Here is a 24675-nt window from a genome sequence, read left to right as displayed (position 1 = left end):
CAGGCCCGCACAAAAACAAGGTAGAGTATCGACCCTCCCTTGTTATTCGGAACCTAATACTTTTTTTAGTTTTTTTGAAAAGTCCCGGCGTGGTAGCATCACGCTGTGTTGGCAACCCAGGCATTTTATCCGGACATCCATGCCCATGCGGATAATCTTCCATCGATTTTCCCCACAAGGATGTGGTTTCTTCATTTCCACCACATCGCCTAACGCAAATTCCTTTTCTGCTGCCACCGTTTCGTCCTCCTCAAGCTCGTCTGCTTGTATTATACATGAACCAAGCAAGAGTTTGTAGTGTCACTGTTTGCTTTTCGTTGCTGGATGTTTGACAATTGGGTAAAGAACGAGTGAAGCCAGAATAAACAAATTTAAGATGCCATACAACGGGTACAATATGGAAATTAATGTTGAAAAGCCAAACATCGTCATAGGCGCCATGCATGCAACAAGCAATAATGCAATCAGCCAAGCTTCGCCCTGTACGTTTGTTCGTAATCTCGCTATCAGCCCAAAAACCCCTGAAGCCGCCGTTGTATAGATTGCTAGCCACAATAATAAGGAAATGGCAAGAACCATAATAGACGGATAGTGTTTTAAGATCACAAACAGCGGAATCTCGTAAAAAATGATTTCTTGAGCAACAGAAAGCAATGACTCATTGTACAAATAGGAAATGGTCCCGAGTAAGAGCCCGCTGCCGATGCTGGCAATGTAAATTTCACCCTTATGCTTTATTTGGTTGCCGACCGCACTTAAAACAGCGACAATCGGCAAAATATTAAGCGACGTAAACGTCATTGCCGCCGGCCAATTATGTTGCATATGAATGTCAAATGTGAACGAAAATCCGATTGATGATTGGTAAACAAGTAAGACCGCTACTAAACAAATAATGAGCACTGGGATGAGAAACGCGTTTACTTTAGTCATTCCTGTCATATCCTTTGCAAACATGAACACAACCAATCCCGCATTGATGACAACACCGAGCCAAAAAGGAATGTTATACACTTCTAGTGTCGCCCCTGCTCCAGCAAGCATAATAACCGTTACTGAAAATAAATAAAGAATAATCATCCAATCATACGCTTTTGCTAAACGCCGCCCAAGCAACTTTTCAAGTATCGGCAAATAATGAGTCGTCTTTTCTTTTCGGGCAATCGTTAATATGACAGAACAGCTGATCGTAAACAAAACCGCAAACAAAAGGATAGCCAGTCCGCTTTCTGCCCCGAAAAATTCCCACAGTTCCCGTCCAGAAGCATAGCCAGCGCCAATCACCGTCCCGACAATTAAAAACATCCATTTTAGTCCGTTTCCCCACATTTTCGTCACCTTCAATTTCCCCGTCATGTATAGATTCTTGCAGAATCTACTATACTGTTACTACTATGGGAGGTGAGCTTTATTTATGAGTACAAACCTATGGCCCTTTAAAAAAAGACCGACATCCTTTCGCTGCCATACCGAGGAAGCATCTTTAACGGAAGATCTCGCACACGCTCTTGTCGAATTTTGCAAACACCGCGGCAATCGCGACCTTTTGCTCATTTGCATCGGTACGGACCGTTCGACTGGCGATTCGTTAGGGCCTTTAGTTGGAAACTTATTAGAAGGACAGAACTTAAACCATTTCCACGTGCATGGGACATTAGCAGAACCAATCCATGCCGCCAACATGGAAAAACGGCTTGCCTCCATTTATAAAAAACACCCTAACGCATTTGTTGTCGCCTTGGATGCCTGCCTTGGCAAGACTGCAAACGTTGGCTATATTACATTGTCGGCAGAACCACTCAAACCTGGGGCAGCAATGGGCAAAAACTTACCTGAAATTGGCGATATTTGCTTAACAGGCATTGTCAATGTCGGAGGGCTGATGGATTTTTATATGCTGCAAAGCACAAGGCTGCATGTGGTCATGAGCATGGCCCAAAAAATAAGCAAAGCAGTCGCTGCGGCTGACCAACAATTAACCGCCCTGCAAACTGCCAAAACGAAAAAAGCCTATTCCTTTTTGCCGCCAAAGACCGAGCCTCTTTAACGCCATCGTTGATCGCCAATAAGGAATAGCCAGTTGCCTAACATCTTAGCGGAACGCATCGGCAATGTCTGTAATCGCATCCACAAGAGCAGAAACGTCTTCTTGTTTTGTGTAAGGTCCAAAACTGGCGCGTACGAGCCCATCTTCAGCTGTCTTGTACCAATTGTGCAGCTTTGGCGCGCAATGAAGGCCTGCTCGTACAGCGATATTATAATGTTCATCTAAAATCATGGCCGTTTCTTGGCTGCTTACGCCGTCAATTGCAAAAGAAACAACCGCTACTCTTCCTTGTGTCGATAAAGAGCCGACTACATGTACATGCTCATGGTTGCTAATCCCTTCTAAAAAGATACGTGTTGCTTCCATTTCATGGGCATGCACAGCATCCACTCCTCCTAGACGTTCAAGCTCTTGCAAACCTGCAAGCAAGCCTGCAATTCCTGGTGTATTGGCCGTGCCAGCTTCATAGCGCTCAGGCCATTTATCTGGCTGCTCTGGATGCTCGGAAAAATGGCCAGTACCGCCATGGACGAGCGGTTTCAAGCCAACATCTCTCGCTGCTGCTAACAACCCTGTTCCTTGTGGCCCTAACAAGCCTTTATGTCCTGGGCACGCCAACAGATCAATTCCGTCTTGTTCCATGTCAATCGCGATTTTCCCAGCCGTTTGTGAGGCATCCACAAGTAGGACGGCACCAATTTCTTTTGCTTTTGTTGCAATTGGTTTTAAAGGCACGATTTCTCCTGTTACATTTGATGCATGATTGATAACAACAAGGCGCGTGCCTGGCGTCATTGCTTCTACGACTGCTGCTGCTGTCTCGTTCCCCGTTTTTCCGCTTGCATACACGATCGTCGCCTGCTTTTCTTTTTCAAGTACATGCAATGGCCGTAAAACCGAATTATGTTCAAAAGCTGTGCTTACTACTCGACCCCCTTGCTGCAAAGGGAAGCCAAGAATGGCTTGATTTAACGCGTAAGTGGCATTCGGATAAAACCAAATGTGCTCAGGCCCTGGCGCGCCTAAAAAGGCTGCTAACTGTTTTCTTGCCTGAAAAAGCGTTTCCGCTGCTTGCCTCGCTAACTGATGTCCTCCTCTTCCTGGATTCGCTCCATAGGTAAGAATCGCTTCGCTAACAGCATCAGCGACTGTTTTTGCCATCGGAAAAGAAGTTGCCGCTTGATCAAAATACCGCATCATCCCACTCCTTTAAAAAAGAAGCCATCGCAGCCGACAGCTTCATTCCTTTTCTGTATGAACCAATAATGATAAAATCCGTTCCAAGTCATCCTCGGAAAAATAGTCAATTTCGATTTTGCCTTTTTTCTTTCCAGGCTTGATTAATACAGATGTACCAAGCGTATCTCTTAAACGCTCTTGCTGTTCTTTAATAATCGGAGGTAACTTCACTTTTACTTGCTTTGTTTCACGTGGAACATGTTCGTTTAGTCTCTGGACGAGCTGTTCGACTTCCCGAACGCTGAGCTTGTCTTGCAGCACTTTTTCTAACAGCTGTGAAAGTTTTTGCTTGTCTTGCAGCCCTAAAAGCGCACGTCCATGGCCCATTGTGAGTTTGCCAACGGAAATGAACTCTTGAACAACTTTTGGCAATTGCAACAAGCGCATATGGTTGGCAATATGCGGCCTGCTTTTTCCAAGGCGCTGCGCCAGCTGCTCTTGCGTGCTATTCGTATGCTCCATCAATTTCTCGTAAGCAATTGCTTCCTCGATTGGATTCAAATCTTCACGCTGCAAGTTCTCAATTAAAGCAATTTCCATCATTTTATTTTCATCAAGTTCCTGGACAATCACAGGGATTTGTTTTAATCCTGCTTGTTTTGCCGCTTTTACTCGCCGCTCGCCCATTACAATTTCATACCCTTTAATCGCTTTGCGTACAGTAACAGGCTGCAAAATTCCGTGTTCACGAATCGAGTTGCTCAATTCCTTTAATGCTTCTTCCGAAAATGTTTTTCTAGGTTGATACGGATTTGGCCTAACGTCTGCAAGATCAACTTGTACAATTTGCTCTTCTTGCGTATCTTCTTGTTCCGGAAAGAACGCTTGCAGCCCTTTTCCTAACCCTTTTTTTCCTGCAGTTCTAGCCATTCGCAACCACTTCCTTCGCTAAGTCTATGTATACTTCGGCACCACGCGACTTGGCATCATACACGATAATTGGTTTTCCATAGCTCGGCGCTTCCCCTAAACGGACAGTTCTCGGAATAATGGTATCAAATACTTTATCACGAAAATATTTTTTCACTTCTTCAATTACTTGAATGCCTAAATTTGTTCGCGCATCTAACATCGTTAACAATACGCCTTCGATCGCTAAGTCCGTATTTAAATGTTTTTGTACGAGGCGAACAGTATTAAGCAATTGGCTAAGCCCTTCCAGTGCATAGTACTCACATTGGACAGGAATCACAACTGAATCTGAAGCGGTTAACGCATTAATGGTTAACAATCCAAGTGAAGGAGGGCAATCAATAAAAATGTAATCATAATGGGATTTCAAAGGCGTCAATGCTTTTTTCAAACGGACTTCCCTTGAAATCGTTGGTACTAGTTCAATTTCAGCCCCTGACAACTGAATCGTAGCCGGTATAACATCAAGATTCTCCACTTCTGTTTGCCTAACAACTTTGCGTGCATCTAAATCCTCTATTAGCAAATCATAGACACATTCATCGACGTCGCCTTTTTCAATGCCAACGCCACTTGTAGCATTGCCTTGGGGATCAATGTCTACGAGCAGCACACGTTTTCCTAAGTGAGCCAAACAAGCAGCTAAATTGACTGATGTTGTCGTTTTCCCTACACCGCCTTTTTGATTTGCGATAGCGATGATTTTTGACACATGGGCACCTCTTTCCTGCTTTCCTGCAAAACATCAAACAATCCGATTGTTAAACAATTTACGTGTTTAATGAGCGATTTTAATAGTCTAACTCTACTATACATTTTTTCTTGTAGTTTGTGAAACTGAATTAGACCCATTTTAGGGAAAAAACAACAAAAAAAGACCTATCAAAGCTGATAGATCATTTTTTCTTCGGAATGCGAATCGTAAATTGGTAAAATTCTTCATTGTCTTCTTCATCGGTATCGACTTTTAAGCCGCTTTTCATCACCATATCAACTGATTGACGAATGGTATTCATGGCAATCCGCATGTCTTTCGGATAAGATTTTCGTTTCGGCTTTTTCTTTTTTGGCGCTTCTTCTTCCGCTGCTTTAAAATAAGCTTTAACCCGTTCTTCCGTCTGCTTCACATTCAACTGTTCTTCAATGATTTGTTTTAAAACCGCTTCTTGGGCTTCAGCATCTTTTAAAGCAATTAACGCGCGAGCATGACGCTCTGAAATGTCTCTATTTAAAATTGCATCTTGGACAGCTTGTGGCAAATGAAGCAATCGAAGTTTGTTTGCAATCGTTGATTGGCCTTTGCCAAGGCGTTGTGCCAAACTTTCCTGCGTCAAGTTGTGGATTTCGATTAATTTTGCATAAGCGGTTGCCTCTTCAATTGCAGTTAAGCCTTCACGCTGCAAATTTTCAATTAGTGCAATCGAAGCTGTTTGCGAATCATTAAATTCTTTGACAATAGCAGGAATCGTTTCCCATTGCAACGAAGTAACAGCACGCCATCTGCGTTCTCCTGCAATGATTTCATATTTATCATCGCGAACACGGACGACAATGGGCTGTATGACTCCATGCGTCCTTATCGTTTGCGCTAACTCGGCAATCCGGTCTTCATCAAATAAAGTTCTAGGCTGGAAGCGATTCGGCACGATATCTTTAATAGCAAGCTGCTGTACCTCTTCGTTTGCATTTAATTCAGCATCGTCGTTTTTATCATTTAAGCCAAATAGGCGTGAAAACGATTGCTTCATCGCCTCGGACACCACCTTTTGTTTTTAACCATTTGAATTGATTCGACATATATTCGCAGCATTCCTTTTCTCATTGGAAATTCACATATGTTTCACGTGGAACACTTCACGTGATTGGCTGCTTATTGGGCACCCCAGGCTTGCGAGGATACTTATTTGGCGTTGCTTTCGCCTTTTTTATCTGTACAATTTGCCTTTCGCTATGTTCAATCGGCAGTTGGAATGAATGGCTAGCGGAAAGTTCTCCGCCTAAAACAGCAATCGCTTTTTTTCCTTCAGCCACTTCTTCATTGCTGCCAGCCCCTTTTAAGGCTATAAAATCACCGCCTACTTTCACAAAAGGCAAACAAAGTTCACTTAAAACGGACATACGTGCGACTGCCCTGGCGATTGCAACATCATAAACTTCACGGTGAAGCTTGCTTTTTCCGGCCATTTCCGCCCGGTCATGGTAAAAAGAAACGCCTGTTAATTCCAGTTCATTAGCCAAATGGGTTAAAAACCCAATTCGCTTATTTAGAGAATCGATAATCGAAATTTGCAAGTCGGGATAAAGGATTTTAAGCGGCAAGCTTGGAAACCCAGCCCCAGCGCCGATATCAACAATTTTTTGGTCAGTAAACGGGTAGTAAAAACTCGGCGTGATTGAATCATAAAAATGTTTTAAGTATACATCCTTTTTTTCGGTAATAGCAGTCAAATTCATCTTTTCGTTCCACTCAACGAGCAGTTCAAAATAGCGCTTGAACTGCTCGTGCTGAGTGGACGATAAGACGATTTTTTGTTCCGCTAATAACGAGGAGAAAAATTCTTCGCCCATCTGCTCCTCCTTACGATGATGTTTTTGCCAGCCGCCCTTGTTCGAGATATACAAGCAGAATCGAAATATCTGCTGGGTTTACGCCTGAAACACGGGAAGCCTGGCCTACTGAAAGAGGCCGAACTTGTTTTAGTTTTTGCCGCGCTTCTGTCGCTATTCCTTGGATTGCATCATAATCAAGATCCTCAGGAATTCGTTTTCGTTCCATCTTTTTCAAGCGTTCAATTTGTTGCCACTGTTTCTCAATATAACCCTCGTATTTGATTTGAATTTCAACTTGTTCATATACCTCTTCATCAAGCTCCACGTCTGGCCGCGGAATGATTTTCAGGAAATGGTCGTAAGTCATTTCTGGCCGTTTTAACACCGCTGTCGCTTTTAAAGCTTCCGTCATCGGCCTTGAACCTAAACGTTCAAGTAGTTGGTTGACTTGGTCTGACGGTTTTACAACCAGGTCAGAAATTCGTTGTTTTTCCTGTTCAATCGCTTCTTGTTTTGCTTTAAAGCGGGAATAGCGTTCTTCAGAAATTAATCCTAACTCGTAGCCTTTTTCCGTCAAACGCAAATCGGCATTGTCATGGCGAAGAATTAAGCGAAACTCAGCCCGTGATGTCAGCAAGCGGTATGGTTCATTCGTCCCTTTGGTTACAAGGTCGTCAATCAACACGCCAATGTAAGCCTCTGAACGATCTAAAATCACGCCTTCTTTGCCAAATGCCTTTTGGGCCGCATTAATGCCAGCGATAATCCCTTGTCCGGCTGCTTCTTCATAGCCAGATGTTCCATTGATTTGCCCCGCCGTAAACAACCCGCTAATTTTTTTCGTTTCTAATGTTGGCCATAGTTGTGTTGGCACGATCGCGTCATATTCAATCGCATAGCCAGGCCGCATCATTCGGACTTCTTCTAAGCCAGGAATCGTTTTAAGCATCGACAATTGGACATCTTCTGGCAGACTTGTCGACAACCCTTGTACATAGACTTCACTTGTATCGCGCCCTTCCGGCTCCAGGAAAATCTGATGTCTTGGCTTATCGCTAAAACGAACAATTTTATCCTCAATCGAAGGGCAGTACCTTGGTCCTGTCCCTTCTATCATACCGGAATACATAGGGGAACGTCCAAGGTTAGCAGAAATAATTTGATGAGTATTTTCGCTCGTATACGTTAACCAGCACGGCAGCTGGTCTGTAATGAATTTTGTCGTCTCATACGAAAAAGCGCGAGGTTTGTCATCTCCAGGCTGAATTTCTGTTTTCTTGTAATCAATCGTATTCCCATGGACACGAGGAGGCGTTCCTGTTTTAAAGCGAACCATGTCGAAACCGAGCTCTTTCAAGTGGTCTGACAGCTTAATGCTTGGTTGCATATTGTTCGGCCCAGACTCATAAGAAAGCTCTCCCAATATAATTTTTCCGCGCAAATACGTGCCTGTTGTAACAACAACTGCTTTGGCCCGATATTGTGCCCCTGTGTTCGTAATAACGCCGCGGCACTCTCCTTCTTCGATAATTAAACGGTCCACCATTCCTTGGCGAAGAAGCAGATTTTCTTGCTCTTCAATCGTCCGTTTCATCTCTTGTTGATAACGGAATTTATCCGCTTGCGCCCTCAGTGCTCGAACAGCTGGGCCTTTCCCCGTGTTAAGCATTCTCATTTGAATATGGGTTTTATCAATATTCCGTCCCATTTCTCCGCCAAGAGCATCAATTTCACGGACAACAATGCCTTTAGCCGGCCCTCCAACAGAAGGGTTGCACGGCATAAATGCAACTGCATCTAGATTCAACGTCAACATGAGCGTGTTTGCGCCCATTCTCGCAGCAGCAAGGCCAGCTTCTACGCCCGCATGCCCTGCGCCGATGACAATAACGTCAAACGTTCCACCTTGGTAACTCATATGGGCTGCGGCTGCTAAATTGCCTAGCAGCCTACCTTCCTTTCTACACAAAAAAATGTGTTTATTTTCCTAAACAAAATTGCGAAAACAACTGGTCAATTAAACTATCTTGGACATCTTCTCCAATAATTTCGCCTAATAATTCCCACGTCCGTGTCACATCAATTTGAATCAAATCAACAGGAACATCTGTTAAACTAGCAGCAATCGCCTCTTCAGCATGAGCTTTTGCTTGGTTCAGCAAGCCAATATGACGGGCATTTGACACATACGTCAAATCAGCACCTTCCACTCCGCCAGCAAAAAACAAGCTACTAATCGCTTCTTCTAGTTGGTCGACTCCTTCTTCCTGGAGGAAGGAAGTCGCCACGACTGGCCTATCTTCTGCCAGTTGGCGGACACGCTCCATATCAATCCGCCCTGTTTGGTCGATTTTATTGACGATCACGACAACATCCAGTCCTTTAACCGCTTCGAATAAAGCTTCATCCTCTTTTGAAAGCTCTTCTGCGTAGTTTAAAACAAGCAAGATCAAGTCGGCTTCTTTGAGCGCTTGCCGAGACCGTTCAACGCCAATTCGCTCAACAATGTCTTCCGTTTCCCGAATACCAGCTGTATCAATAAGGCGAAGAGGAACGCCGCGGACATTGACATACTCTTCAAGCGTGTCTCTCGTCGTTCCAGGTATATCGGTCACAATCGCTTTTGCTTCATGGACGAGGCTGTTCATCAAACTGGACTTGCCAACATTTGGCCTGCCAATGATAGCGGTGGCGAGCCCTTCCCGTAACACTTTCCCTTGTTTTGCAGTCGCGAGTAACGCTTCAATTTCTGCTAAAACAATAGTCAATTTTTCGTTTATAAGCGTAGCTGTCATTGTCTCCGCATCATACTCTGGATAATCAATATTGACCTCAATAGAAGCAATCGTTTCTAAAAGATCTTGCCGCAATTTGCCAATTTTTTTGGACAAACGCCCTTCCACTTGACGCAACGCGACATTCATTGCCCGGTCTGTTTTTGAACGGATTAAGTCGATGACTCCTTCAGCTTGCGACAAATCAATACGGCCATTCAAGAAAGCGCGCTTTGTGAATTCTCCCGGCTCAGCCAATCGAGCTCCCTTTGCCAGCACAGCTTGAAGCACACGGTTCACAGACACAAGCCCACCGTGGCAATTGATTTCCACAATGTCTTCACGTGTATAGGTCCTCGGCGCTCTCATAACCGTGACCATCGCTTCCTCAATCGTTTCCTCACTAGCATCATCCATTAAATGGCCATACACAATCGTGTGACTCGGCGTGTCTTCTAAACGCTTTGTCCCTTTAAACAATTTATCGCCAATCGCAATTGCTTGATCTCCGCTCAGCCGGACAATCCCAATCGCCCCTTCTCCAAGTGCCGTCGATATTGCTGCAATTGTATCCATTTCCATCGTTTTCACCTCCTTAAGGCAGTATCTTCAACATATAAGCATAGCACAGGAAAACGTGAAAAGCTATCGCCTGAAATTGGCTGCTTTTTTAGCAACAAGAAAAAGGAAGCATTTGCTTCCTTTCAGACTGTAGACAAACGCTCGCATGCGTCGTCGTTTGCCCCAGTCATATGCTCATAAACACCCGTTCTATTCGCATCTTCCTTCGCCTGCACTCCTCGTCTCAGTCTGATTGCTTCGGCTCAACCACAATATGCCGTTTTGCTCCTTCGCCTTGCGAATAGGTTTGCACACCGGCTTCGTTTGCCAAAGTTGTATGGATGACTTTTCGTTCACGAGCTGGCATTGGCTCAAGAACAATCGGTTCCTTTGTCGCTTTTGCCTTGTGGCTGATTCGCAATGCGAGCTGCTTAAGCGTTTCTTCCCGTTTGTGCCGGTAGCCTCCGGCATCGAGGCGGACTTTGACGAAATCCGTGCTAGGCGAATGGGAAGCAGCCAAATTCGTTAAATACTCTAAGGAGTCGAGCGTCTGCCCTTTGCGCCCAATCAAACGCCCTTGATCCTTTTCTTCTGTATGCAACGAAAAAAACGCTTCTTTGCCTACTTGCTCAACAGAAAGTTCGGCTTTTAATCCCATTAAAGAAATGGTTTCTTCAAGAAAGGAGCGGGCAACGTCTGCAGATCTTGGCGGCACATGTGCTTTAATTACAGCTGGTTTTCCGCCAAACAAACCGAAAAACCCTTTTTGTGGTTGTTCGATGACTTCATAGACTAAATGTTCTTCCGTAGTATCCAAATGCTGCACTGCATTGGCAACTGCTTCTTCCACCGTCCGACCTTTGAACGTATGCGCCACTTTTAATCCCCTTTCTTATTTACGTTTTTTCTTCGGCTTTTTCTTTTTCTTATTTGGCTTTTTCTTGTTGTTTTTCTGTTGGCTACCTTGGTTTCCTTTCGCTTTTGAAGCAGCGGCTGTCTGCACAGTTGCTTCGAGGCCCCGTTTGCCAGCATTTGGTCCGGTAATAAAATAGGTTTGCAAGATCATGAAAATGTTTCCGACAACCCAGTACAAAATGACAGCGGCAGGAAGGAAAATACCAACCACCAAAATCATAATCGGCATTGCATACAACAAAATTTTCATTTGCGGATTGTCTTGTACCATCATCATTTTTTGCTGGACAAACGTTAAAATACATGCCAAAACAGGTAAGATAAAATAGGGGTCTGGGTTATTTAGAACAAACCAAGCAAACGATTCTCCTTGAAAATTAGGCGTCCGCATAATCGCGTGGTAAATCGCCAGGAAAATCGGCATTTGCACAAGCAAAGGCAAACAACCAGCAAATGGGTTCACTTTATGCTCGGAAAACAACTTCTGCATTTCTGTATTTAACTGCAACTGCGTGTTCTTATCTTTTGCACTGTACTTTTCGCGGAGCTTTTGCATTTCGGGCTGTAGTTGCTGCATTGCTTTCATGCTTTTCGTCTGCTTGACCATTAATGGCAAAAGCACGATCCGAAACAGAACCGTTACAACAATAATCGCCCAGCCATAGCTACTGACCCAGCCGGCAATCAGGATAATAAGCTGTGATAACGGATACACAAAAAACGAATTCCATATCCCTTCGCTGTCAGCCGTAACGGGCTCATTGACGCTAAAGCAGCCGGATAAAAACAACAGCATGCTCGCCAGTACAATTAGCCAGCCTGTTTTTTTCATCAAACTCGGACATCCTCCCACCAATCAGCTATCTTTCTTTACTACTTCCATATAAAGGGGCCAATACTTTCGCTTTTTTCATAACATGCTCCAAACTGCTCCGTACTTCTTTAAAGGAAAGATCCCGTGCTTGATTTCGCGCGATCACTACATAGTCACAGTCTGGCCGAAGCCGTCCTTCAAGTTCCTGAAAAGCGACGCGAACAAGGCGCTTGATCCGATTTCGACAAACGGCATTCCCGACACGCTTTGAAACGGACAGGCCGAGTCGGAAACGGTCTTGTCCCTCTTTTGGCAACACATATAAAACAAACTGCCGATTCGCCATTGAAGTCCCTTTTTTAAAGACCGCTGAAAACTCTCGGTTCTTTTTAATTCGTTGCTCTTTTTTCAATCTGACCACGACCTCTCGCCTGCAATGCTCCCCATACTTGAAAAAGACCACTGGCGCCAGTGGTCTATGCAGACAATACTTTTCTTCCTTTTTGACGGCGGCGCGCAATCACTTTACGCCCGTTTTTTGTCGCCATGCGGGCACGGAAGCCATGATTCTTTTTGCGTTTGCGGTTATTTGGTTGGAACGTTGGTTTTCCCATTTATTCCACCTCCTTCGAGGATTGTATCTCTGTAAGACACTCTAAAAAATTATATAGACAACAGACTACCTCTGTCAAGAGATAGTTCAATTGGCTACTGTTTCTCCCTCTTTTCGACAATTGTGGATAAAATCCGCGCTCCATTTTTTCTTGTCTACAAGTTATCGACAACCCTTTGCACATATCTAGTGTTGTGGACAACTACAAAACACTAGATACAGGGTTTTGTGGATAAGTACATAGAACCATTGCGGTATCTAGTTATTTTTGCTATGATTAAGTTGTTTTCCTTCGTGGACATTGACTTAATCAAAAAACCTGTCCACAGCCTGTGGGTAAGGTTGTGGACAGGTTTTTTATTTCTGTTGGCGTTCTTATCCACAACGTACTGCATAAGGGGGATTTCCGTTTTTCTACTATAATAATTACTATACACAACTATGCAGTGCACGCATAATTATTCGTGTTGATTTTAGATGTTGTACAAATGTTGTACAGCTTATTTATGTCGCAATAAGGGAGGGGTTTTTTTGGAAAATATTGATGATCTGTGGAACAAAGTGCTTGAAGAAATGAAAAAGAAAGTAAGCAAACCTAGTTATGAAACGTGGCTAAGAGCAACAAAAGCAAACGCGCTCCAAAATAACGACACGATCATTGTCACTGCGCCAAATGAGTTTGCCCGTGACTGGCTGGAAGACCATTACTCAGGGCTGACGTCCGACATTATTGAACAGCTTACAGGTGCGCGATTGGCGCCAAAGTTTGTTATTCCTCAACATAACCAAGAAGAGGAAGCATTACCTGAACAAACACCTCAGACACCGCCGGAAAAAGATGGAGCTGGCCAATCAACACTGTCTCAAACGATGCTTAACGACAAATACACGTTTAATACATTTGTCATTGGATCTGGAAATCGTTTTGCCCATGCAGCTTCATTAGCCGTTGCGGAAGCTCCAGCAAGAGCCTATAACCCTCTGTTTATCTATGGAGGAGTCGGCCTAGGAAAAACCCACTTAATGCATGCGATTGGCCATTATGTAATGGAACATAACCCAAATGCGAAAGTTGTGTATTTGTCATCTGAAAAATTTACAAATGAATTTATTAACGCGATCCGAGACAACAAGGCTGTTCATTTTCGTAACAAATACCGCAATGTTGATGTACTGCTCATTGACGACATCCAATTTATTGCTGGCAAAATCCAAACACAGGAAGAATTTTTCCATACCTTTAATGCATTGCATGAAGAATCAAAGCAGATCGTTATTTCAAGCGACCGCCCTCCAAAAGAGATACCGACTCTGGAAGACCGATTACGCTCCCGTTTTGAGTGGGGCCTGATTACCGATATAACGCCGCCTGATTTGGAAACGCGTATTGCCATCTTGCGCAAAAAAGCGAAGGCAGAAAACTTGGATATCCCTAATGAAGTGATGCTTTACATTGCCAACCAGATTGATACGAACATTCGTGAGCTAGAAGGTGCGCTGATCCGTGTTGTTGCCTATTCTTCTTTAATTAACCAAGATATGAATGCTGATCTTGCTGCTGAAGCATTAAAAGACATCATTCCAAATGCGATGCCTAAAACGCTTACGATCACAGACATCCAAAAGCTTGTCGGCGAACACTTCCAAGTAAAACTCGAAGATTTCAAAGCAAAGAAACGAACTAAATCAGTCGCTTTCCCACGTCAAATAGCGATGTACTTATCCCGAGAAATGACAGACGCCTCGTTGCCTAAAATCGGCAGTGAATTTGGCGGCCGCGATCATACAACCGTCATCCATGCTCATGAAAAGATTTCAAAGCTGCTTGCCACTGACCAGGAATTACAGCAAAAAGTGCAAGCTATTACCGAGCAGCTGCGTCAGTAGATGTGAACATGTGTATAACAGAAACAAGCCTATCCACAAACTACCCACATGTGAATAGGCTGTCTCTTTACGCATTTCGCTCACTTATCCACAAATGCACAAGCCCTAGTACTATTACTACGACATTAAAAGACTTATATATAGATTTATGAAAAGGAGTTTCTTATTATGCATGTCATTATTGAACGGAATCGGATGGTTCACGATGTCCAACATGTTGCAAAAGCCGTTTCATCAAGAACAACGATCCCGATTTTAACGGGAATTAAATTGGTTGCTGATGCAAATGGCTTAACGCTTACTGGGAGCGACTCGGACTTATCGATTGAATCGTTTATCCCAAAAGAAGAAAACGAACGTGAAATTGTTCAAATCGAACAAGCAGGAAGCATCGTGTTGCAATCAAAATACTTTGCTGAGATTGTTAAAAAACTGCCTGGAGAAACGATTGAAATCCAAGTCCATGACCAATTTGCAGCGACCATTCGCTCTGACTCTTCTGTTTTTACGTTAAACGGCCTTGATCCAGAGGAATATCCTCGTCTGCCACAACTGAAGGAAGACTTGATTTTTAGCTTGCCACAAGATATGTTGCGCAACATCATTCGCCAAACCGTATTTGCTGTGTCCACTCAAGAAACACGTCCCGTGTTGACAGGTGTAAACATTGAAACGGAAAATGGGGAACTTATCTGTACTGCAACAGATAGCCATCGGTTGGCGATGCGGAAAACAAAGATAGACAGCCAAGAAGAGGGACTAGAATTTAAAAATGTCGTTATCCCAGGAAAAAGCTTGCAAGAGTTGAGCAAGATTTTGGAGGATACAAGCGATTTGGCTGAAATTGTTGTAACCGAGAATCAGATCCTTTTCAAACTCGGAAACTTGTTGTTTTTCTCAAGACTGCTTGAAGGGAAGTATCCGGTAACGTCGAGCATGATACCGACTCAGTTCAAAACGTCCTTTGTCGTAAAAACAAAAGAATTGGTCCATACGCTTGAACGGGCAATGTTGTTGTCAAGGGAAGCAAAAAACAATGTCATTAATGTCAAAACACTTGGCGACAACCAAATTGAAATTACGTCAACATCACAAGAGATTGGAAAAGTGACGGAAAAAATGGCCACTGACCAATTTGAAGGGGATGAAATACGGATTTCGTTTAATGGGAAAAATATCCTTGATGCTTTGAAAGTGGTTGACAGCGATGAAGTCCAAATCTTTTTGACAGGTGCAATGAGCCCCTTCGTTATTCGTCCGATTGATTCAGACCACTACTTGCATTTATTCTCGCCAGTCAGAACGTATTAAAGTACTAGGGCGAAAAAAGGTTGGCTAACAGTGCAAACGTTTAGTACAATATAAGAAAAGATGGACAAACGAGATTTGGAAGAAAACCTATATGGCTAACGAAAAAGGCAGCATTCTCGCAAAGTATGCTGTCTTCCTTCGTCCAGCCGATTGTGAGGTATACCTTGGAACAAATACGAATTGGAACGGAGTATATTACCCTTGGCCAGCTCTTGAAGGAAATTGGCGCTATTGATACGGGAGGCATGGCAAAATGGTATTTAAGCGAGCACACCCCGCGCGTGAATAGCGAAGAAGAAAACCGGCGCGGCCGCAAATTACGAAACGGGGATGTGATTGAATTGGCCGACGGGCGCACATTGACGATTGTTGGAAAGGAATAACGATGATTATCCACACGCTTGAGCTGTCCTCTTACCGTAATTACAGCAAAACGGCTGTCGTTTTTGGCGAAAAAATCAATGTCTTTGTCGGCGAAAATGCCCAGGGGAAGACAAACTTGCTGGAAGCGATTTATGTGGTATCACTAGCCAAATCCCATCGCACCCAAAAAGACAAAGAAATGATTCGCTTTGAAGAGCCGTTCGCACGAATTCACGCGAAAGCCGAAAAACGTACAGGCGAGGTCGAATTGGATATCATTTTGTCGGCTAAAGGGAAAAAAGGGAAGATTAACGGCCTTGAACAGCGCCGCCTCAGCGACTATGTAGGGACGCTGAATGTCGTCATGTTCGCTCCTGAAGACCTTGACTTAGTAAAAGGCAGCCCGCAAGTCAGGCGCCGCTTTATCGACATGGAGCTTGGCCAGATCAGCCCAGTCTATTTAAACAACCTCTCCTTGTACGGGAAAATCTTAAAGCAACGGAATGTGCTCTTGAAAAATATGCAACAAAAACGCTCGCAAAATTACGCAATGGTTGATGTCTTGACCGAACAGCTGATTGACAAAGCGGCATTTGTCATGAAAAAGCGGGCTGAATTTATTAGCCGGCTCGAAGACTGGGCCACGCCAATCCATCAATCCATTAGCCGCGGTAAAGAAGTGCTCACTCTTTCCTATATCCCGTCAATTGAGGTATCAGACATAGAGAATATGTCGAAAATAAAAGAAGACTTATTTAAAGCGTACGAAACGAAAAGGGAAACAGAGGTACGCAGGGGGACAACGTTGTTTGGGCCCCACCGTGATGACGTTTCTTTCTCTGTCAATGGTTTAGATGTCCAATCCTACGGCTCACAAGGACAACAAAGGACGACGGCGCTGTCTGTCAAACTAGCTGAAATCGATTTAATCTATGCGGAGATTGGCGATTACCCGATTTTGCTCTTGGACGATGTACTGTCTGAACTAGACAATTATCGGCAATCGCATCTGTTAGAGGCTATTCAGGCACGTGTGCAAACATTTGTAACGACAACTTCCACAAGCGGACTCGACGATGGCGTGTTGGCTGAAGCTTGCCTCTTTTCCGTAGATCAAGGCACAGTGAAACGATTGGAGTAAAGTATGTATATTCACATCGGTGGAGATGTCATTTTGCCAGCCACACAAATTATCGCAATCTTGCCCTATGCAGAGGGTGAACTGGCAAAAGATACAGCCGTTTTTTTACACGAATGGGATACGAAACACGATTGCAAAAAAATTGCATCAGAAGATTCAGTGAAAAGTGTCATTGTAACCGATACTTGCATCTATTTTTCCCCGGTTTCATCGCAGACGTTAAAACGCCGGTCCATGTCTGATGGATTGGAATTGCTAAATGATGAATTGGGGGAGGCGCTTTTAAGCGATAGTGAGTAGACGATCCCTGATGAGAAGGTGAAGAATGTTGGTAAATGAGCAAAATCAAACATACGATGAAAGCCAAATTCAAGTTTTAGAAGGGCTTGAAGCCGTGCGCAAGCGCCCCGGCATGTATATCGGGTCGACGAGCCAAAGAGGGCTGCACCATCTAGTATGGGAAATTGTCGACAACAGCATTGACGAAGCGATGGCTGGTTTTTGCGATGAAATTAAAGTAACGATCGAGGAAGGAAATGCCCTGACGGTTGAGGATAATGGCCGTGGCATTCCAGTCGGTATTCAAGAAAAAATGGGGCGTCCGGCGGTCGAGGTGATTATGACTACCCTTCATGCTGGAGGGAAATTTGGCGGTGGCGGTTATAAAGTGTCAGGCGGCCTTCATGGAGTTGGTGCTTCCGTCGTCAACGCGTTGTCGACACATTTAACGGTCAATGTCCATTTAGACGGGAAAATCCATAGCCAATCTTATAGCCGCGGTATTCCCGATGCTGATTTGACCGTCATAGGCGAAACCGATAAAACGGGCACGATTATTACGTTCCAGCCAGACCCGGAGATTTTCCGGGAGACGGTTGAATTTGATTATGAAACACTTGCTACCCGCATTCGCGAGTTGGCTTTTTTAAACAAAGGGCTAACGATCAAAATTGAGGACAAACGAACAGAGGACGGCAAAAAGGCCACCTACCATTACGAGGGTGGGATTTCGTCGTTTGTCAAACACCTCAACCGTTCAAAAGAAACGCTCCATGAAGAGCCGATTTACGTGGAAAGCGAAAAAGATGGCATTTCCGTTGAAGTAGCGGTCCAATACAATGACGGATTTACGAGCAGCATTTACTCCTTCGCGAATAACATTAATACCCATGAAGGAGGCACGCATGAATCAGGCTTTAAAACAGGCCTGACGCGCGTTATTAATGATTACGCCCGCAAAAATGGGCTGTTTAAAGAAAACGATCCAAATTTAAGTGGCGAGGATGTCCGTGAAGGACTGACAGCGATCATTTCCGTCAAAATTCCTGAGCCCCAGTTTGAAGGTCAAACGAAAACAAAGCTAGGAAACAGCGAAGCACGCACGATTACCGACTCTTTATTCAGCGAAAGTTTTTCTAGGTTCCTGTCTGAGAATCCAGGAGTCGCCCGTAAGATTGTCGATAAAGGATTGATGGCTTCCCGTGCCCGCGAGGCTGCTAAAAAAGCCCGTGAGCTGACACGGCGGAAAAGCGCTTTAGAGGTAAGCTCGCTTCCTGGAAAACTAACCGACTGTACATCAAAAGATGCGTCGATTAGCGAATTGTTTATCGTTGAGGGTGATTCTGCCGGTGGTTCGGCAAAAGGGGGCCGAGATCCCCATTTCCAAGCGATTCTTCCTCTCCGCGGGAAAATTCTTAACGTAGAAAAAGCCCGTCTGGACAAAATTTTAGCAAACAATGAAATACGGATGATCATCACGGCAATTGGCACGGGAATTGGTGATGAATTTGATATTTCAAAAGCACGTTACCATAAAATCGTCATCATGACGGATGCTGATGTAGACGGCGCCCATATCCGGACATTGATCTTAACGTTTTTCTATCGCTATATGCGCGAACTCCTTGAAAATGGCTATGTGTACATTGCTCAACCGCCTCTTTATAAAATTGAGCAAGGAAAAAACAATGTAACGTATGTTTATTCTGACCGGGAGCTTGATGAGCATTTAGCAACTGTGGCAGACCGCAGCAAAGTGAGCGTCCAACGCTACAAAGGTCTTGGCGAAATGAACGCTGGCCAACTGTGGGAAACAACGATGGACCCACAGGTTCGCAATATGCTCCAAGTGACTCTCGCTGATGCGATCAAAGCAGATGAGATTTTTGAAATTCTCATGGGCGACCGAGTGGAGCCAAGGCGCGATTTTATTCAAGAAAATGCACATTACGTGAAAAATTTGGATGTGTAGAAGAACGGCTGACGCAAATCATTGCCAGCTGCCCTGGAGGTTTACGGAATGGCTGAAGAAGATGTACCAAGACTAAGAGAAAGACAAATAGACGAGGAAATGAAAGAATCGTTCATCGATTACGCGATGAGCGTCATTGTCAGCCGGGCGCTGCCAGACGTAAGAGATGGCATGAAGCCCGTGCATCGCCGTATTCTGTATGCCATGTTTGAGCTTGGGATGACACCAGACAAACCATATAAAAAGTCGGCGCGGATCGTAGGCGAAGTGCTTGGGAAGTACCACCCACACGGCGATACTTCTGTATATGACGCAATGGTACGAATGGCACAAGATTTTAGTTATCGTTATATGCTCGTCAACGGGCATGGCAACTTTGGTTCCATTGATGGCGACTCTGCTGCGGCGATGCGTTATACAGAATCAAAAATGTCCAAAATATCAATGGAGCTAGTCCGAGATTTAAACAAAGATACCGTTGATTTTATCGATAACTATGACGGCACTGAGCGAGAACCGAAAGTGCTGCCTTCCCGTTTTCCGAATTTGCTCGTCAATGGCACGTCGGGGATTGCAGTCGGGATGGCAACCAATATCCCGCCACATCAATTAGGCGAAGTGATTGACGGAGTACTCGCTTTAGCAAAAAATCCTGACATTAGTATTCCTGAGTTAATGGAATATATTCCAGGCCCTGATTTTCCAACTGGCGGCGAGATCCTCGGCCGCTCTGGCATACGCAAAGCCTATTCAACAGGACGAGGCTCGATTACCGTACGGGCTAAAACGGAAATTGTCGAAAACAAAGGCAAACAGTCGATTATCGTCACGGAACTGCCATACCAAGTCAATAAAGCGCGTCTGATTGAAAAAATCGCGGAACTAGTGCGTGACAAGAAAATTGATGGCATTACTGAACTGCGTGATTCTTCGGACCGCAATGGCATGAACATTGTCATCGATGTGCGTAGAGACGCAAATCCTAACGTCATTTTGAACAATTTGTTTAAACAGACAGCCTTGCAAACAAGCTTTGGCATTAATATGCTTGCCCTTGTGAACGGCCGGCCCGAAGTCTTAAACTTGAAACAGACGCTGGAACAATATTTGGCTCACCAAGTAGAAGTGATCCGCAGGCGCACTCAGTTTGACCTAAACAAAGCGGAAGCCCGTGCCCACATTTTGGAAGGATTGCGCATTGCCCTTGACCATATTGATGAAATTATTGCCTTAATCCGTGGTTCGGAAACAGCAGAAATCGCTAGAAACGGCTTAATCGAGCGATTCGAACTCAGCTATGACCAAGCACAAGCGATTCTCGATATGCGTTTGCAACGGTTAACTGGTTTGGAACGGGATAAGCTTGAACAAGAATACAACGACGTGTTGGCGCGAATTGCTGAACTCCGTGCCATTTTGGCTAGTGACGAGAAAGTCATTGCCGTCATCCAAGAAGAAATCCTTGCCATTAAAGAGAAATTTAATGACGAACGGCGGACGGTCATTTCGGCGAGCGAAGAACATTTGGAAGATGAGGATTTAATTCCACGGCAAAATATCGTTATTACCATTACCCATAATGGCTATATTAAACGCCTACCTATTTCCACATACCGTGCTCAAAAACGCGGCGGGAAAGGTGTACAGGGCATGGGTACGAACGATGACGACTTTGTCCAACACTTGTTTACGACCAACACGCACCATACTGTGTTAGTCTTTACGAACAAAGGGAAAGCCTATCGCTTAAAAGGGTATGAAATCCCTGAACTAGGTCGAACAGCAAAAGGCATTCCTGCGATTAATTTGTTACCGTTTGATCCAGGCGAAGCGATTAGTACAGTCATCCCGATTGAATGCTTTGATGACGACTCGTATTTGTTTTTCGTAACAGAGCATGGCATCGCCAAACGAACAAAGTTGTCTGCATTTGCGAATATCCGTAAAGGTGGTTTATTCGCGATCAATTTAAGGGAAGGCGATTCGCTCCATGGCGTACGCTTAACCGATGGCAACCGTGAAGTCATGATCGGGACGAAACAGGGAATGGCAATCCGTTTTCCAGAAACAGATGTCCGCCTAATGGGACGTACCGCAGGCGGTGTCAAAGGCATTACGCTCTCTGAAAATGACGGGGTTGTCGGCATGGACGTAGTTGATGAAAACCAAAGCGTTCTCGTCGTTACCGAGAAAGGCTACGGCAAACGGACGCCACTTGAGGAATACCGAGTCCAAAGTCGCGGCGGCAAAGGAATTAAAACATGCAACATTACCGATAAAAACGGCCCTCTTGTCTCTTTGAAAATGGTGGCTGACGAAGATGACATTATGATTGTTACCGCCAATGGGATAATTATTCGCACCAACGTAGACGGCATTTCGACGACTGGCCGAAATACTCAAGGCGTGACGTTGATTCGAGTCGGCGAAGGAGAAGAAGTAGCGACAGTCGCCCGTGTGAACATTAACGACGACGAAGTCGATGACTTAGAAGACGATGATGAGCCAGAGCAACCGACATCAGATGAGGCCGCAGAATAAAAAAGCAAAAAACCAGTTAGCATCGTATTGAGCTAGCTGGTTTTTTTTCGTGTAAACCTGAAACGTTTACTTAAATAATGGGGTAGGAAGGCCCATAACGAGGATAGGCGTAAAAAGGCGGGCGAGGACCGATTTTAGGGACAAGCCAAGAGTCCTTTAAATAAAACATCCGTTCTTTTTGATTGAGGTCCTTATCCAATAGCAAAGTTACTTCAGGATAAAATGTATACAAGCGAAAACACCCCTTTTTCTTTACTGTACGCAAGCATTTTATTTATGAGCCTATCCTTTTTTAGCGAAGACGGGCACCACGGCGCCTGCCTATACATACGGTGGTAATAGCTAAAAAGGGATGGAGGAGAGGCAAATGGCAAGCAAAAATGACGGCGACTTTAAGGAAAAGGAAATAAAAGCGCTACAAGACTGGTTTGAACGCCATAAGCAAACAAAACCCTATCCCCAATATCCATACTACGGAAAAATTACCCGTTACGAAGACATTCCACTGGCTGCTCCAGAACAAAGGCAATTAAAGCACCCTGGCGTTGAACGTTTAATGGTACCAAAACCAATCATTGAAAACCCGAATGTACAAGGAAGTGGAAAATTAACAGGGAAAACGGCAATCATCACTGGTGGCGACAGCGGCATCGGCGCTGCGGCAGCAATTGCTTTTGCCAAAGAAGGCGCAGATGTGGTGATTAGCTATTTGGATGAACATGAAGATGCCCAGCGCACGAAAAAACGAATTGAGGAATTGGGGCAACATTGTTTGCTTGTGCCTGGCGATGTTAGTGAAAAGCAGATGTGTGAAACAATTGTTGCGAAAACGCTCGAAGCATTTGGGAAAATCGATATTCTTTGCAATAACGTTGGCATCCAATTTCCACAACACTCCATTGTCGATATTACCGATGAACAGTTTGACCATACATTTAAAGTCAATTTTTACTCCCACTTTTATTTAACACGTGCCGCTCTTCCACATTTAAAGGCAGGCAGTTCCATTATTGGAACGACATCGGTCGTTACCTATGTCGGAGAGCCTCAGCTTGTTGATTATACGGCGACAAAAGGGGCGATTGTCGGATGGACCCGTGCACTTGCCAAACAAATTGGCGATAAAGGGATCCGTGTAAACGCCGTTGCTCCAGGGAAAATATGGACACCGCTCATTCCCGCTAGTTTCTCCGCTGACAATAATGCCCTTCCAGGAGACAATGTCTTTAACCGGGTAGGGCAGCCATTTGAATTAGCGCCGACTTACGTCTATTTGGCATCTGATGATTCCCGGTTTGTGACAGGGCAAGTTCTCCATGTAGATGGCGGGCAATCGACGAATTCATAAAGCAAAAGCTTCCTGTCTAGTCTAGGAAACTGTACGAGCTGCATGAATACATTAAACTAAATTTTATGGGGACTGTTGGAGGATGTTGAAAACAACGGTCTCTTTTTTAGATAGATATGTCATTAAACGAAGAAGCAAAATAGTGTAAGAAAAAAATAACTTAAATTTTATTACATAATTGTAAGAGTAGTATTGCATAATTGTAAGGTTTACGTAAGGAAAATCGATTATTAACTAACAACACATGGCTTATACTTCTCCTATATCAATATAAAATTCAAGGAGAGGCATAAATCATGGATTTATTTCAAATGAATGTTGATTTGTTTAGACTAATTAATGATTTTGGTAAAGAACATACATATCTAAACGATACTTTTATATTTATAGCTGAATATATGGTTTTTGTTCTTGCTTTAATTGTTTTAATATTCTGGTTTACCAGGATAAGGGAAAATAGGATGATGATAATTTCGGCTATTATAGCCTTTATTGTTGCCGAGGTTATCGGGAAAATTGCTGGGAAATTACATGCAAATAATCAACCCTTTGCGGAATTGTCTAATGTAAATCAATTAATAGAGAAAGCAGTAGATAATTCCTTTCCGAGTGACCATACCATTTTATTCTTTGCGTTTTGTACAACTTTCTGCATATATCGAAAAAGATGGAGTTACATATGGATGACGGTTGCTTTTTTTGTTGGCCTTTCTCGTATTTGGGTGGGTGTCCACTATCCTGCAGATGTCTTAGTTGGGGCGCTAATTAGTATCGTTTCAGCTTTAATGGTTTCTTTTATGGTCCCTCGTCTTAAATTTGTAAGGAAATTACTATGGTTTTATGAAAAACGGGAACAACAGTTTTTACCTACTAGGGAAAAATCTAAAGAATTATAAGCTAAGATATTAAGATATTGAGAAGTAACTATACGGACGGCCAGTTCCAACTAAGTACAGCTAAGGCCGTCTTTTATAGTTTACAAGCATTACTTTAAAAAACCACAAATTATTTTCCTGAAATAGTTGACGCTATTTAACAAATATGATATATTAATTGAGTCGCCAAGAGAGAACGGCGCAAACGAGTCCTTTGAAAACTGAACAAAAGCCAAGCGTAAAAGAGATACAAGGTATCTCGTCAATGAATGATAGTGAGCCACAACTTTGGTTGTGCAATGAGCAAGTCAAACTTTTTAACGGAGAGTTTGATCCTGGCTCAGGACGAACGCTGGCGGCGTGCCTAATACATGCAAGTCGAGCGGACAGAAGGGAGCTTGCTCCCGGACGTTAGCGGCGGACGGGTGAGTAACACGTGGGCAACCTGCCCCTTAGACTGGGATAACTCCGGGAAACCGGAGCTAATACCGGATAATCCCTTTCTCCACCTGGAGAGAGGGTGAAAGATGGCT

General features: G+C 44.0%; 23 protein-coding genes and 1 rRNA gene. 11 read left to right on the top strand and 13 right to left on the bottom strand.

What is annotated here, in order from left to right; genetic code table 11:
* Positions 1-42: 42 nt before the first annotated feature.
* Both N6H06_RS00120 and N6H06_RS00115 read right to left on the bottom strand, forming a co-directional pair.
* Positions 43-237, bottom strand: a complete 195-nt coding sequence (locus N6H06_RS00120; RefSeq protein ID WP_035205683.1) for a DUF951 domain-containing protein — start codon at positions 235-237, stop codon at positions 43-45.
* A 63-nt stretch (positions 238-300) separates the two neighbouring features.
* Positions 301-1329, bottom strand: coding sequence for a YkvI family membrane protein (locus N6H06_RS00115; protein WP_062744632.1), 1029 nt, complete (start codon positions 1327-1329; stop codon positions 301-303).
* A gap of 85 nt (positions 1330-1414) precedes the next feature.
* Here N6H06_RS00115 and yyaC point away from each other — a divergent pair, with 85 nt between their 5' ends.
* A complete protein-coding gene (gene yyaC / locus N6H06_RS00110; protein ID WP_263705354.1) occupies positions 1415-2047 on the top strand; it encodes a spore protease YyaC in 633 nt (210 codons plus the stop codon).
* A gap of 45 nt (positions 2048-2092) precedes the next feature.
* Here yyaC and N6H06_RS00105 read toward each other — a convergent pair whose 3' ends face one another.
* The 11 genes from N6H06_RS00105 to rpmH form a co-directional block, all read right to left on the bottom strand.
* Complete coding sequence (locus tag N6H06_RS00105) at positions 2093-3244, bottom strand: aminotransferase class V-fold PLP-dependent enzyme (protein ID WP_263705353.1); 1152 nt, start codon at positions 3242-3244, stop codon at positions 2093-2095.
* A gap of 42 nt (positions 3245-3286) precedes the next feature.
* A complete protein-coding gene (locus N6H06_RS00100; RefSeq protein ID WP_062744626.1) occupies positions 3287-4156 on the bottom strand; it encodes a ParB/RepB/Spo0J family partition protein in 870 nt (289 codons plus the stop codon).
* Positions 4149-4910: a ParA family protein gene (locus tag N6H06_RS00095; protein WP_062744624.1), complete on the bottom strand. Its 762-nt coding sequence runs from the start codon at positions 4908-4910 to the stop codon at positions 4149-4151. The genes N6H06_RS00100 and N6H06_RS00095 overlap by 8 nt, the downstream gene beginning before the upstream one ends.
* A 184-nt stretch (positions 4911-5094) precedes the next feature.
* A complete protein-coding gene (noc, locus tag N6H06_RS00090) occupies positions 5095-5946 on the bottom strand; it encodes a nucleoid occlusion protein (protein ID WP_062744623.1) in 852 nt (283 codons plus the stop codon).
* Between the two features lie 106 nt (positions 5947-6052).
* Complete coding sequence (gene rsmG, locus N6H06_RS00085) at positions 6053-6766, bottom strand: 16S rRNA (guanine(527)-N(7))-methyltransferase RsmG (RefSeq protein WP_062744621.1); 714 nt, start codon at positions 6764-6766, stop codon at positions 6053-6055.
* Positions 6767-6776: 10 nt separating this feature from the next.
* A complete protein-coding gene (gene mnmG, locus N6H06_RS00080) occupies positions 6777-8666 on the bottom strand; it encodes a tRNA uridine-5-carboxymethylaminomethyl(34) synthesis enzyme MnmG (RefSeq protein WP_263705352.1) in 1890 nt (629 codons plus the stop codon).
* Positions 8667-8727: 61 nt separating this feature from the next.
* The gene (gene mnmE / locus N6H06_RS00075) at positions 8728-10104 is read right to left on the bottom strand and encodes a tRNA uridine-5-carboxymethylaminomethyl(34) synthesis GTPase MnmE (RefSeq protein WP_062744618.1); all 1377 of its coding nucleotides are present in this window, start codon (positions 10102-10104) and stop codon (positions 8728-8730) included.
* Between the two features lie 223 nt (positions 10105-10327).
* Positions 10328-10960, bottom strand: a complete 633-nt coding sequence (gene jag, locus N6H06_RS00070; RefSeq protein ID WP_263705351.1) for an RNA-binding cell elongation regulator Jag/EloR — start codon at positions 10958-10960, stop codon at positions 10328-10330.
* Between the two features lie 15 nt (positions 10961-10975).
* Positions 10976-11830, bottom strand: a complete 855-nt coding sequence (gene yidC, locus N6H06_RS00065) for a membrane protein insertase YidC (protein WP_213028962.1) — start codon at positions 11828-11830, stop codon at positions 10976-10978.
* 28 nt (positions 11831-11858) lie between these two features.
* Positions 11859-12224, bottom strand: a complete 366-nt coding sequence (gene rnpA, locus N6H06_RS00060) for a ribonuclease P protein component (RefSeq protein ID WP_062746512.1) — start codon at positions 12222-12224, stop codon at positions 11859-11861.
* Between the two features lie 64 nt (positions 12225-12288).
* Positions 12289-12426 carry a 50S ribosomal protein L34 gene (gene rpmH / locus N6H06_RS00055; RefSeq protein WP_062744613.1) on the bottom strand — a complete coding sequence of 46 codons (138 nt, stop codon included), beginning with the start codon at positions 12424-12426 and terminating at the stop codon, positions 12289-12291.
* Positions 12427-12956: 530 nt separating this feature from the next.
* Between rpmH and dnaA the strand changes: the two genes are divergently transcribed.
* From dnaA to N6H06_RS00005, 10 genes are all read left to right on the top strand, one after another.
* Positions 12957-14312 (top strand): chromosomal replication initiator protein DnaA, encoded by a 1356-nt coding sequence (gene dnaA, locus N6H06_RS00050; protein WP_062744611.1) that lies wholly within the window; start codon positions 12957-12959, stop codon positions 14310-14312.
* A gap of 168 nt (positions 14313-14480) precedes the next feature.
* Complete coding sequence (gene dnaN / locus N6H06_RS00045; RefSeq protein ID WP_263705350.1) at positions 14481-15623, top strand: DNA polymerase III subunit beta; 1143 nt, start codon at positions 14481-14483, stop codon at positions 15621-15623.
* 125 nt (positions 15624-15748) lie between these two features.
* Positions 15749-16006 (top strand): S4 domain-containing protein YaaA, encoded by a 258-nt coding sequence (gene yaaA / locus N6H06_RS00040; RefSeq protein WP_062744607.1) that lies wholly within the window; start codon positions 15749-15751, stop codon positions 16004-16006.
* Between the two features lie 2 nt (positions 16007-16008).
* Positions 16009-17127: a DNA replication/repair protein RecF gene (gene recF / locus N6H06_RS00035; RefSeq protein WP_062744605.1), complete on the top strand. Its 1119-nt coding sequence runs from the start codon at positions 16009-16011 to the stop codon at positions 17125-17127.
* A gap of 3 nt (positions 17128-17130) precedes the next feature.
* Positions 17131-17427 (top strand): extracellular matrix regulator RemB, encoded by a 297-nt coding sequence (remB, locus tag N6H06_RS00030; RefSeq protein ID WP_062744604.1) that lies wholly within the window; start codon positions 17131-17133, stop codon positions 17425-17427.
* Between the two features lie 25 nt (positions 17428-17452).
* Positions 17453-19378, top strand: a complete 1926-nt coding sequence (gene gyrB, locus N6H06_RS00025) for a DNA topoisomerase (ATP-hydrolyzing) subunit B (protein ID WP_062744601.1) — start codon at positions 17453-17455, stop codon at positions 19376-19378.
* 48 nt (positions 19379-19426) lie between these two features.
* The gene (gyrA, locus tag N6H06_RS00020) at positions 19427-21919 is read left to right on the top strand and encodes a DNA gyrase subunit A (protein WP_062744599.1); all 2493 of its coding nucleotides are present in this window, start codon (positions 19427-19429) and stop codon (positions 21917-21919) included.
* Positions 21920-22286: 367 nt separating this feature from the next.
* Entirely contained in the window at positions 22287-23267 is a 981-nt protein-coding gene (locus N6H06_RS00015; protein ID WP_062744598.1) for a glucose 1-dehydrogenase, read from the top strand.
* A 296-nt stretch (positions 23268-23563) separates the two neighbouring features.
* Positions 23564-24163, top strand: coding sequence for an undecaprenyl-diphosphatase (locus N6H06_RS00010; protein WP_062744596.1), 600 nt, complete (start codon positions 23564-23566; stop codon positions 24161-24163).
* A 296-nt stretch (positions 24164-24459) separates the two neighbouring features.
* Positions 24460-24675, top strand: a 16S ribosomal RNA gene (locus N6H06_RS00005); the annotation flags it as partial.

It is taken from the genome of Shouchella tritolerans (assembly GCF_025770735.1).
GTDB classification, from domain to species: Bacteria; Bacillota; Bacilli; order Bacillales; family Bacillaceae_D; genus Shouchella; species Shouchella tritolerans.
This window is presented reverse-complemented; position numbering and strand designations above follow the sequence as displayed.